Origin of the sequence: Pseudoalteromonas luteoviolacea S2607, assembly GCF_001625575.1 — a bacterium.
GTDB lineage: Bacteria > Pseudomonadota > Gammaproteobacteria > Enterobacterales > Alteromonadaceae > Pseudoalteromonas > Pseudoalteromonas luteoviolacea_E.
This window is the reverse complement of record NZ_AUXV01000016.1, coordinates 73,470-85,855: the sequence shown is the minus strand read 5'-3', so window position 1 is coordinate 85,855 and position 12,386 is coordinate 73,470. Positions and strand designations below refer to the sequence as shown.

Below are 12,386 nucleotides of genomic sequence, written 5' to 3'. Positions count from 1 at the left end.
ACCTAAAATTAAGGCGTCAGAACAAAAATCTTTTTAACAAATTCCTTGTCAACATACTCTTCCTGACCTGTATAGGTTACTTTGAGCTGCCCCGCATTTTGCAGCGTTTGCTCAGTCAGTACATTAAGCTCAACCGACGCACTTTCTACCTCAGGATAAATTGCAAAGTTATTGGCCACAGACACACGCTGCCATGGTTGTTCATCTCCCCCCTTCCAATCCACTTGAATTTTGCCAAATGTACTGGCGTTCCCTAAACGGTCCATTTTTAGCTTAATGACTTGTTTTCCTGAGTCATTCTCCACGATTTGGGCATCACTTAACGTTACTTTTGGTAAGACGGTTTGCTTACGGTATAAAACGGGAATGCTATAACTCAGAATCATATTCAGGTTAATGCCGATTGCTTTCGAGGCCACATTCTTCTCTGTTGGTAGCGCTTGAAAAAATAGATGAGAGCGATACTCCCCCTGTGCCATTCCCTGTTTACGTCTCAGTGCTAATTTTACTAGTTGTCTTTCTCCGGGAGCTAAATGAATTTGCTTAGGCGTCATTCTAATTAAATGACTCAAACGCCAAGGCCCCACTTCATCGGCAGTTAAATCTCGGTATCCACCGCTAGGCAAAGCATGTTTTTCTTTCCAACCCAAGCGGTATGTTTTTTCCTCTTGACTGTTATTAATCAAATAAACCTTGGCTGTGCGCTGGCGTTCATCAAAAACAACTCGAGTAGGAGATATCATCAAGCTTGCGTTGACAACATTACTCACAAGGCCAATTAACGACAGGCCTATAACTAAAAACAGATTTTTCATAAATGACTAATAACTCACTTCTATGCTCGCCCACACTCGGTATGTGCCATCCGGATATTGATTGGGGCTGCTTTTTATCTCAATCGTACCTCCCACCTCAAATTGTGCATTACCAAGCGTGTCACTAAACACTCGGTCCACATGTTCCAAGTGAGTTAGATTGATACCCGAGATGGCCAAATTACTGTGAGACATATGAGGGTTAATGATAAGAGTGCTGATAGCAATATTGGTTTGCGCAGGTAGAGCCGACAATACAATACTTGCCGCATGTGCTCCCGACACTAAATGCACCGGTCCATTAGTTGTATTTTGCCCGTTGGCTCGTATTTGCACACGGCCAACTTCAGCATGATTTGAGATCAAAATAGTGCCAAAGTTTAAAGGCCGTTCAATAACAATGCTCGCATAGCTATAGAAACTAGGTGCAATACCGAGTCCAATCAATAATGCCATGAGCCCAGCTAATGTATTGAAACTCTCTTTGCTTAAGGCATATTTCAAAGCAGTAGTAACCTAGTAACTTACTTCAATGGTAAAAGTGCCGCTATAGCTACCATCCAAGTAATTGGCAGTGCCACCAGTGGTCGTTTTAAGTGTTGCACCAATATTGAAAAGTGCTTCGCCTTTGTCATCCACCTGAATTTTATTACCCGTAACGTCTTGTTTGCTCAGCGCACCAGTCTCGATGTAATAAGTAAAGGTGTCCATCGTAAAACCCGCCGCATTAGGATTGCCGCCCGCTAAGACAATATTTGTTTCCACAGGATCGGTAATGGTCAAGGTTGCAAAAGGGACAACGCCAGAGATCTTAAACTGCGCAGGCGCCCCAGCTTCTAAAATAGAAATCTCAGCATTGCTAATATTCGTAGACGTTACACTGGCGGCTTTGCCAGTATCGGCTGGAATTACCAAAGTCGCAGTATCTGAGCCCGTAGTATCTGCTCTCGCTCGGATTGTGCCAAATAATAGATCTGATTGCTTCTCTAATTCAAACGCATTTTTTACGGTAACTTTCGCTTCAAATGTTCTTTGCTCACCCGCATGAGAGGTTAATGTCACCGCAGCTAAAGCGGTCACAAGGGCTATTTTTCTAGTCTTGTTTTTCATTGTGTTATCCTTTTAAAACCACTGTGGAAGAAGTTGTGATAAAGAAATTACTTCTCTTGCCAAACAAATAAGAGCATTAGCTCTAAAAAATACCCAAAGCTCCTTCTTTGGCTCCAACACAGCTTGCCCAGCTATACTCGGAGAATTAAATTTACATATGTATTATAAATAGGTACATCTTTTTGCGATATTTACCATCGCCTTGCAAAATACTTTGGCCTCCTCTATTGAGGTAAAGCCTTTTGCAGTTACATAGTAAAGGTGTTGCTCATCGCTCGGTTCAATCATTTGAGCATGCACGGAGTTAAATACTAGGTGGTATTGCTGCCTAACCTTATTTAGTCGCTTATCAATATGTTCAACCTGACTTAAAGCGCGTTCACGTTTCATATGAATGCCCAGTACTAATTCTGGGGTAGTCACATCCGCTTCAATCACGCTGTTTGAAGTCGTTGCTGTGTGCATTTCATTTGACTGTGACTCAGTACGCTCTGTTGCCGTGTGAATTGTTGTTTCCTGCGTTGGACTCAGATGGTTTTGCACCGTCGTCACTTCAGCTTGTGCTGATAAAATGGCAAGTAGCTGATTTAAGTCCCCCTCCATTTGCGCAAGGCGCTCAATACTCGCTTTGTTTTTATCATAAGAGGCAATCATACTTTTATGCGCATGTATTGCTTCTTGCTGTGCTATTTTTTCTTCTAGTGAAAGCTCCGTATTTGCACAGCCAAATAACCCTAACAAAGGTAATACTGACAAAAGTTTTTTTGGCCACAAAGTGGTAGGCATACTGCAAGACCCAAACTAAATTAATTGATATGACATGTCCGTCTTAAAATAGGCCTTTAGACTGACTAAAAAATACTTAATTGTCCATAAAAAAGGATAAAACTCTTATCTTTTGTTTAAAAAACAATCTAAAAGTATGCTTTTGAGTGGAAAACAGCACGCTATATTTGTATTTATTGCAGGAACTATCAAGATCAAAAAAGCAGCACTGGGTGCTGCTTTTTTGAGTTCATTATACAGAGAATGGATATTGAATCGCGTCGTGATGTTGGTAGTTAGTCACTTCAAAGTCATCCAAAGTAACCCATGTTTCCAAGTCCTCAAATGTCTTGATATCAGGGTTAATATGTAACTGAGGTGATTCAAATGGTGCACGTTTCAATTGTACATCACGCATTAGCTCCAGCTGATCTTCATAAATATGTGCATTAACGATCTTATGAAATGCCTTGCCAGGTTTAAGTCCGGTAATTTGTGCAACCAGCTTTAGCAAAGTAAATACTTGAATCGCATTGAAGTTACCGCCTAGCGGCACATCTTGGCTACGCTGATAGCTATTTAGATATAACACTCCATCTAGAATCGAAAATTGATGCTGGAACATACAAGGACGTAAGCAGCCGAGATGAAAAGAACCAGGATGATAAAAGGTAATTATCTCACCTCTGTTATCGATACCTTTAGACAAGTCATCAATTACTTGCTTGACTAAATCTACACTGCCACCGTCTGGTTTAGGATAGTTTCTGGCAACGGCACCATAAACAAACCCCATATCATCTTCACCTTTTCGATTCGGGTTATTTAACCAGTCTTGGTTGTCATTTGCATTGGCATTCCATGTGTTACAGCCAATCTCTCTGAATTGTGCAGCACTGTCATAACCACGCAGATAACCAAGTAATTCCGCAATCGCAGCTTTCCAGTAACTTTTTCGCGTGGTCACTAATGGAAATTCGTTTTTATCAACATGATAGGTAAGGTCGGCATTAATCACAGTGAGGCATCTTTTACCAGTTCTGGTGTTCTCTACCCATTTACCCTCGTCTACGATACGCTGGCATAAGTCCAAGTATTGCTTCATTTATGTAACCCTATCACTAATCTAAACTGTACTGAGCGCTATCATACACTGCCTCAGAGAGCGAAACCACAATGTCCGTATGCGTTTATTTAAAGTAAATGAGCATTTAACTTTTCCACGTCACTTCAATCTACCCCGCAAGAATATTAAATTCCAATAAATAAAAACAAAGCAGCTAACATATTTAAAAGCAACTGATAAATTAATTTAGGAATTACAATCAAGTCATAAGGAAAATAAAATGAAACTATCCATCAAAAAAATACGCTAAAACGTCTTTCTAACGATAAAAAAATGGATCCAGGAGTCACCAAGCGTATTGCTGGTGGAGAGCCAGACATGTGCCCTACGTTTGGCAATGCGGCTTGCATCGCCGCTGAAAACAATAGCGGCTGCTTTACTGCTCGCGAGCAAGATTGTCCCGCTGAGTTTTAAAATGAATATTAGAGGGAATGCCATAATGGCATTCCCTCTATAATTTGTTTTACTTTGCCGAAGAAATCGTTTGATTAAACCGCGCGACCTCACCACGTTTAAGTAAGTTATACACAGCAGGTAACACAATGAGCGTCAGTAAAACGGCACTACTCATTCCCCCAACCATAGGCGCCGCTATTCGACTCATGACCTCAGAGCCCGCGCCCGCCCCATAAAGAATGGGTAATAAGCCAATAATAATCGTGGCGACTGTCATCATCACAGGCCTTACACGTAAACCAGCGCCATTTAACAGCGCTTGGTTATACTGCGCCGTTGAAATAGGCATGGATGTGCTTTGGGCGCGCTCCTTTAACTCGCTCAAAGCTTGATTTAAATACACCAACATAATCACGCCAATTTCGACTGCGACGCCTGCTAATGCAATAAACCCTACCCCCGCAGCAACAGAAAAATTAAACCCCTCTATATACATGAGCCATAACCCACCTATCAATGCCACAGGTAGCGTTACGATGATAACGGCAACCTCACTGATGGCTCTAAAATTCATGTAAAGAAGTATTACAATGATAGCCAAAGTGAGTGGCAGTACGTAAGAGAGCTTTTCTTTTGCTCTTTCCATGTATTCATATTGACCTGCCCATGTAATTGAATACCCCGTAGGTAAGTCAAGCTCAGATGCTAAGTAAGCTTTTGCATCGCTGACATAGCTGCCGATATCAACGCCTTCTATATCAATAAACGTCCACCCATTTATACGCGCATTTTCGCTCTTTATGCCTGGCGGGCCATTTTCAATGTATATATTCGCGACGTCACCCAAAGCAATACGCTGCCCAGAAGGCGTTATCACCGGTAACCTCGCCAGTTGCTCAGGTGAATCTCGATAGTCTTGCGGGTACCTTAGGTTAACAGGGTAGCGTTCTTGACCCTCAACCGTTTGGGTTACATTCACCCCGCCAATTGCCGTAGAGACAACTTGCTGCACGTCCGCTATATTTAACCCAAAGCGGCTCGCTTTTTCCCGAGAGATATCCACTTTTATATAGCGTCCACCAGCAACACGCTCAGAGTACACCGATGCAGTTCCTTTAACATTGGGTAAAATACGTTCAATGTGCTGACCAATTTCTTGAATTACATCTAAATCAGGGCCCGCGACTTTAATTCCAACCGGCGTTTTTATACCCGTCGCCAACATATCTATCCGTGTTTTTATCGGCATTACCCAAGCATTGGTTACACCGGGAAAGTTCACCAATTGATCTAGTTCGGCTTTCAGGCTTTCGGTCGTCATGCCATCTCGCCACTGCGATCGAGGCTTGAGCTGGATAAAGGTTTCTATCATCGTCAGGGGTGCTGGGTCCGTCGCCGTTTCCGCACGCCCCACTTTACCAAATACATTTTCAACCTCCGGCACCGTGCGAATCAGTTTATCCGTTTGTTGCAACAGCTCTCGTGCCTTGCCAATCGAAATACCGGGGTAAGTGGTTGGCATATACATCAAATCTCCTTCATCTAATGGCGGGATGAACTCACTACCAATTTTATTGACGGGATAAAAACCCACAATCGTGATCAATGATGCTGCCGCAATCGTAATTTTAGGAAACCGCATTACTTGCCTGAGCACAGGCATATACAGGGCAATTAAAAATTTATTAAGCGGGTTTTTATCTTGCGACACCACTTTGCCACGGATGAAGTACCCCATCAAAACAGGCACCAAGGTAATCGCAAGCCCAGCTGAGGCGGCCATGGCATAGGTTTTCGTATAAGCCAATGGAGCAAACATTCTGCCCTCTTGTGCTTCCAGAATAAATACTGGTAAAAACGATACTGTGATTATTAGCAAACTAAAAAATAGCGCGGGACCCACTTCAGAAGCTGCCTTTGCTACGATCTGCCAACGGTTTTCATCGGTTAAAGGCGTCTTTTCCATATGCTTATGCATATTTTCTATCATGACAATTGCACCATCTGTCATAGCGCCAATAGCAATTGCAATGCCACCCAGAGACATGATATTGGCATTGATACCTTGCAAATGCATAATGATAAAAGAGGCTAAGATCCCAAGCGGCAATGTCACGACAGCCACAATTGATGAGCGTAGATGGAATAAAAACACCACGCAAACCAAAGCAACTACAGCCAGCTCTTCCAGCAACTTACTCCATAGATTATCAACAGCCCTTTCAATAAGTTGAGATCGGTCATACACCGGTACAACCTCCACACCCGCAGGCAATGAATTTTTAAGTGATGCAAGCTTTTCTTTAACACCTTCTATTGTCTGCTGCGCATTCTCGCCAAAGCGCATCACTACGATGCCACCTACAACTTCACCTTGACCGTTCAGCTCTGCAATCCCTCGTCGCATTTGTGGTCCTATTTGCACATTTGCGACATCCCCAATTGTTAGAGGTGTCCCTTTACTATTAATGCCCAGTGGGATCGCCTCTATATCTTCAATTGATTGTATGTATCCCGTCGCAGTCACCATATACTCAGCTTCCGCCATTTCGACCACCGAAGCGCCCGTTTCTCTGTTCCCTTGTTTTAAAGCCACTTCAATCAGACTGAGAGGTATATCGTAAGCCCGAAGTTTGTCAGGATTAACTTCTACTTGATATTGCTTAACCATTCCGCCCACCGCAGCGACCTCAGAAACGCCCTCTACAGTTTGCAATTCATATTTTAAAAACCAATCTTGAATACTGCGCAGCTGACTAATGTCGTGCTGACCGGTTCGATCTGTTAGCGCATAGATATAAACCCAACCCACACCTGTAGCATCTGGCCCTAACTGTGGTTTTGCTGTTTCGGGTAAGCTTGCAGAGACTTGGCTCAAATACTCTAAAACTCGACTGCGTGCCCAGTATAAATCAGTGTCATCATCGAAAATAATATAGACGTAGGAGTCTCCAAAAAAGGAAAAGCCTCGCACAGTTCTAGCGCCAGGCACCGAAAGCATGGCCGTCGTCAATGGAAAAGTAACTTGATCTTGCACAACTTGAGGTGCTTGACCTGGATAGCTCGTTTTGACAATCACTTGAACGTCAGATAGATCCGGGATAGCGTCAACAGGGGTGTTTTTAAGCGAATATACACCGCCAATTGCCACCATTGCCGTAACCAGCAAAACAAAAAAGCGATTGACCAGTGACCACCTAATGATAGATTCAATCATTCTGGCTCCTTAATGATGGTCGTGGCTGTGATGCTCCGCATCGCCAGTCTGTTGCAACATGATCTCTATCACCACCAAATCTTCCCTCACTTCAAAGGTAAACTTGACAACATCGCCAGCTTTAAATTGTTCAAGCTCAATGCCCTGTGCAGCAACAAAATTCATCGTCGCAGCTTGACGATTCCATTTTTCGATTGCGTCTCGGCTGATATTTAGCACCCGTGTATCAGCATCAACTTGATTGATTACACCACGTACCGTCGCACTCGCAAATGCAGGTTCAGAAACAATATGGACTTCTGAGACCAAATACTCACCAGAGTCTGATTGTATAACTTTAAAATGCAGCTCTTGACCCGCTTTGAGAGCTTCTACATCAACACTGTCTGCAATGGCGAAGTCCATCGTCATTGCTGGCCAACTCCATACCGCTACAGGCTCATGGGTAATATTAACAATTCTTTGTTGTTGCTGAACCTCATTCACCCTACCCTGCATCCATGTAAAAGTGGGGTTTTCGCCCACGCTCATGCGCTTGAAATCGGAGTTTTTACTTGATTCTGAGTCAATTAAAAATTGAGCAGAAGTCACAATTTCATCGCCTGCCGAGAGTCCGTCTAATACTTCAATGTATTCACTGGTTACACGCCCGATGGCAATTTCGATAGACTTAAACTGGCCATTACCAACCACAAGTACCACTCTATCTTGTTGGCCTGTACGGATCACAGCTTCTTTAGGTACTGTCACGACGTCATCGATGGGATCGGAATGGATAGAAACTTGCGCAAACATGTTTGGTTTTAATGCCAAGTCTTGATTGTCAAACCTCAGCCTAACTCGCAATGTTCGGTTTTGCGCATCAAGGCTTGGATAGACGTAATCAACTTCACCTTGCCAAGTTTTCCCAGGTAAATAATCCAATTTCATCGTCACGGGCAAGCCAGCTTTCACTAAGGCCGCTTCTCGTTCGAATACTTCTGCCTCAACCCACACTTGCTGCAACTGACCGATACTCATCATTGTTGTATCAGGTTGAACGTAAAACCCTTCTCGAATATTTAAATTTTCGACTACACCAGATTGCGGCGCGTAAAAAGTCACGGTTTGACTGACTTCTTTGGTCCGTACCAAGTGCTCTATAAATTTGGGTGACATTTTCAATGCCTTCAAACGTTTGCGCGCGGCGCTAATAAGTTGTTGATCTGATTGCTTTAAAGCTACCAACACCTCTTTTTGTGCATTTACAAGCTCAGGGGAGTATAGCTCGTATAACGGTTGGCCCTGATCTACTCGCTCTCCCATTGATTTGATGTACAACTTATCTATCCACCCTTCGACTCGAGGGTGAATATGCACTAACTTATCCTCATCGTAACCAACGTAACCAACCGTGGTTATCTCTGTATGTAAGCGCATGCTTTTCACAAGTGCCGTTCTTACCCCTAAGTTATTCTCAACATGGGGAGAAATTGTTACTACTCCAGAACCTGCGCTGTCATTAGCTTGCGACTTCTCATACACCGGAACAAGATCCATCCCCATGGGCGATTTTCCAGGTTTATCACGGCGGTAATTCGCATCCATTGGTGCCACCCAATAAAGCGGCTTTTTCTCTTCATCTGCTTTGTCACGGCTTGATTTTTCAACGTAATAAAATGCGTAGAGGCTAACCAAACCAGCGCCTATAAGTACGCCGACAAGTAACCCTATAACGTGTTTTTTAATCGACAATATCATCGCGCGATACTCCTTCTATTTCGCATGGCATAAGATGCACAATCCAAAAAGAAAGCCCTTGTTTTGGCCTGCATACTTAACCCGCAATAGCATAGACGCATTTGACTGGATACCCAGATACTTGTTTCAGAACTCACTCGATATACACTCATTAGAATTGCTCCTCATATCGCTTAACTTCTGCAAATACTGCGTGGCTACCATCAGGCATTAACAACAAAACTTGATAGGGATGAAAACGCTTGCCAACCTCCATACCAGGAGAGCCTAACGGCATAGCGGGAACAGATAAGCCGATAGCCCCCTCGACTGGGGCATTCAAAAACTGCTTAATATACTTTGCTGGCACATGGCCTTCAAACACATACCCATGCTCACTTAGACCTGTATGGCAAGACTGATATCTTGGTAAAATATTCAACTGCTTTTTGATTGAACTCAGATCTGTTACATCAATGGCTTGATGAAATACACTTTGGTCCTCAAGGTGCTTCAGCCACTTCCCACAACAACCACAAGTAGGCGTTTTATAGACTTTTAAAATAGATAGCGCTGAGCTTTGCTCAGCATAAGAATAACTATGAATAATCAACCCAGTGACAAGGACGCCCCACTGGAGTACTAATCTTAAATATTGCATTCTGACACTCTTACAATTTGTATCATTGTTGGACCATCTCAGACACACTTAAACAATGAGCACACTTCAAAATTTCGAAGTAAACAAGCGTGACTTTGATGACTTAATAATCAAAAACCCAAATTTTGGGCACAATAAGCCTGTGTTAGGTCAGAATGGGGGGTTTATAAACGAAGTTTACGGTGCTTTGTGGGGTCCCGGAAGGACTTGGAAGTGGTTTTTCAGTCAATTCAATTCGGCTGTACAGCGAATTGGCGTCACCAACATAAAGCGAAAAAGGCGCACACATACTCGTCGGGCAACTGCATTCCGTTTCGCAGCAATCCATATCACTATGTATCGACATTGCCATATGATTGTTAGGCTCTGCCATAAGCGTGTGGCCGTGGCTTTCACTGTCCATATTCATAGACGCATGCCCCGATGGCATGGTGTGTGAACAAACCATTGCAGCTTTAGCAGCTGGCTGCACAACAAACATCACCATCATCACCGCTATCAGCATGAACTGCGCAGCAATGTTAGTAAGTTTTGATGTGCGAGGTATTTTCACGGTAATTTATTAATCGACTGATAACTAATGTTCGATACTATAACGCCAAATGGCGGCTTAGCAAAGTTACAATCAAAAAGAGTGACTGTTGAGTCACTCGTTTTTGGGTTTACTGGAGGTTAATCGCACCGCATTACGCTGCACGTGCAACCTCTCGACGGTGTGCCCAAATCATCAGGCCTAATCCACCAATAATCATCGGCAGTGATAAAATTTGCCCTTGCGATATCACACCTGCATACAGCCCAATATGCGCATCGGGTTCACGGAAATACTCTATCGCAAACCTAAAGCTACCGTAGCCTAGCAAAAACAAACCTGCGATACTGCCCGCTGGGCGAGGCTGTTTGCGGTACCAAACCAAGATTAAGAATAGCACTAGGCCTTCAAAAAAAGCTTCGTATAATTGAGAGGGGTGCCTAGGCACATCACCACCGGTTGGGAATATAATTGCCCACGGTACATCTGTTGTACGTCCCCAAAGTTCACCATTTATAAAGTTGCCAATTCTTCCCGCTAGAAGACCAACTGGTACCATTGGCACGACAAAATCACCGACTGATAGCGGTGACTTGTTAGTTCGCCAAGCAAAAACAAAAATAGCCGTAATTACACCAAGCGCACCACCGTGGAATGACATGCCGCCTTCCCATACTTTGAACAAGGTTATAGGGTCCGCCAAAAATTTATTGAAGTTATAAAAGAGTACGTAGCCTATGCGTCCACCTAAAATAACCCCAAGCATGCCGTAAAACAGTAAATCACTGACCTGCTCTTTGGTCCACCCTGAGTTGGGCTTTTCTGACTCTTTATTTGCCCACCACATAGCAAATGCAAAGCCGATCAGGTACATCAAACCGTACCAACGTACACTTAACGGTCCAATTGAAAAAATAATTGGATCTATTTCTGGAAACTGCAAAGCCATCGCTTTCCCTCAATAAAATAACATTTTGCCTGCAATCACTACCAATATGAATGCAAACACCTTTTTAATTGTTGCCACAGGCAGATACTGTGTCGCTTTTGCGCCCAAGGGCGCAGTAAACCATGAAGTCAACACAATACCAAACAGCGCTGGCAAATAAACGTAACCAGCAAAACCTTGTTGTAATGAGAGTTTCTCACTGCCCGAAACAATATACCCAATGCTGCCAAATAAGGCGATCACTATGCCACTGACCGTGGCACAGCCAATCGCCTTTCGCATGTCCACTGAAAAAAAGCACAGTAACGGGACAATTAATACACCGCCACCAATGCCAATCATGGCACTCAGCGCACCCATCACACTTGTGATAACGCTGATAAATGGACCTCTCGGCAATACTCTTTGTTCAGCGTTGTCGCCATGCCTACTAGAAATCACCATATTAATTGCTATTAGAACAACGCACACTAAAAAAATCCACTTGATAACTAAAGCAGGTATTAATGTTGTTAAAAAACCACTTATCAAAGCCCCCATTGCGACACCACTCATTACCCAAGGAGCGATGTGCCAAGGAATATTATTATTGCGATGATGGGCTAACGCTGATGAAGTCGACGTAAATAAAATTGACGCTAATGACGTTGCAATGGCAACCACAATGACTTGCTCTGCAGGTAAAATTGAAAAGCCTATTAAAATTGCGGATAACATCGGAACGATAATTAATCCACCACCAATACCAAGTAACCCAGCCAAAAAGCCGACGGCACAACCTAGCAAGGCACAACTCAAAATTAATGATGTGCTGAAAAGCATAAGGACACTCATCGTTTTAGTTGTCGCTATGTTAACTCATATGATTTCCAGCTGCACCTCAATCTTAAAAAGTACATACCTCCCAATGTTGCTGTTTACCAATGCGGTTAATCAACGCCATGCTGATGTTCACAACCAAAGTATTCATCATTGGTCGACTGATAGATTATTATTAGTCAGCGCATAAATAGTACAAGCTTAGCTATGTGCGTCCAACACCTAGACTTGTCATAACACAGATTTTCTTGGCTAAAACTTAAGAGGTCACCGCCGC

Annotated in this window: 12 protein-coding genes; 1 reads left to right on the top strand and 11 read right to left on the bottom strand. The window is 43.2% G+C overall.

What is annotated here, in order from left to right; translation table 11 throughout:
* Positions 1-8 precede the first annotated feature (8 nt).
* The 5 genes from N480_RS09900 to N480_RS09880 form a co-directional block, all read right to left on the bottom strand.
* Positions 9-815, bottom strand: coding sequence for a molecular chaperone (locus N480_RS09900; RefSeq protein ID WP_081231820.1), 807 nt, complete (start codon positions 813-815; stop codon positions 9-11).
* Between the two features lie 6 nt (positions 816-821).
* Entirely contained in the window at positions 822-1,271 is a 450-nt protein-coding gene (locus tag N480_RS09895) for a DUF4402 domain-containing protein (protein WP_063372342.1), read from the bottom strand.
* Positions 1,272-1,331: 60 nt separating this feature from the next.
* A complete protein-coding gene (locus N480_RS09890; protein ID WP_063372341.1) occupies positions 1,332-1,925 on the bottom strand; it encodes a DUF4402 domain-containing protein in 594 nt (197 codons plus the stop codon).
* A gap of 162 nt (positions 1,926-2,087) precedes the next feature.
* Positions 2,088-2,711, bottom strand: a complete 624-nt coding sequence (locus N480_RS09885; protein WP_063372340.1) for a hypothetical protein — start codon at positions 2,709-2,711, stop codon at positions 2,088-2,090.
* 232 nt (positions 2,712-2,943) lie between these two features.
* The gene (locus N480_RS09880) at positions 2,944-3,795 is read right to left on the bottom strand and encodes a thymidylate synthase (protein ID WP_063372339.1); all 852 of its coding nucleotides are present in this window, start codon (positions 3,793-3,795) and stop codon (positions 2,944-2,946) included.
* Positions 3,796-4,089: 294 nt separating this feature from the next.
* Between N480_RS09880 and N480_RS25310 the strand changes: the two genes are divergently transcribed.
* Positions 4,090-4,230 carry a hypothetical protein gene (locus N480_RS25310; protein ID WP_155732814.1) on the top strand — a complete coding sequence of 47 codons (141 nt, stop codon included), beginning with the start codon at positions 4,090-4,092 and terminating at the stop codon, positions 4,228-4,230.
* A 49-nt stretch (positions 4,231-4,279) separates the two neighbouring features.
* Here N480_RS25310 and N480_RS09875 read toward each other — a convergent pair whose 3' ends face one another.
* The 6 genes from N480_RS09875 to N480_RS09850 all read right to left on the bottom strand — a co-directional run bounded on the left by N480_RS09875 (position 4,280) and on the right by N480_RS09850 (position 12,112).
* Entirely contained in the window at positions 4,280-7,429 is a 3,150-nt protein-coding gene (locus tag N480_RS09875; RefSeq protein ID WP_063372338.1) for an efflux RND transporter permease subunit, read from the bottom strand.
* 9 nt (positions 7,430-7,438) lie between these two features.
* Entirely contained in the window at positions 7,439-9,169 is a 1,731-nt protein-coding gene (locus N480_RS09870; protein WP_419554939.1) for an efflux RND transporter periplasmic adaptor subunit, read from the bottom strand.
* Positions 9,170-9,320: 151 nt separating this feature from the next.
* Positions 9,321-9,809 (bottom strand): DUF411 domain-containing protein, encoded by a 489-nt coding sequence (locus N480_RS09865; protein WP_063372337.1) that lies wholly within the window; start codon positions 9,807-9,809, stop codon positions 9,321-9,323.
* Positions 9,810-9,954: 145 nt separating this feature from the next.
* Positions 9,955-10,362, bottom strand: a complete 408-nt coding sequence (locus N480_RS09860; protein WP_155732813.1) for a hypothetical protein — start codon at positions 10,360-10,362, stop codon at positions 9,955-9,957.
* A 133-nt stretch (positions 10,363-10,495) separates the two neighbouring features.
* On the bottom strand, positions 10,496-11,290 hold the full coding sequence (lgt, locus tag N480_RS09855) for a prolipoprotein diacylglyceryl transferase (protein ID WP_063372335.1): 795 nt from the start codon (positions 11,288-11,290) through the stop codon (positions 10,496-10,498).
* A gap of 9 nt (positions 11,291-11,299) precedes the next feature.
* A complete protein-coding gene (locus N480_RS09850; protein WP_419554938.1) occupies positions 11,300-12,112 on the bottom strand; it encodes a sulfite exporter TauE/SafE family protein in 813 nt (270 codons plus the stop codon).
* Positions 12,113-12,386 lie beyond the last annotated feature (274 nt).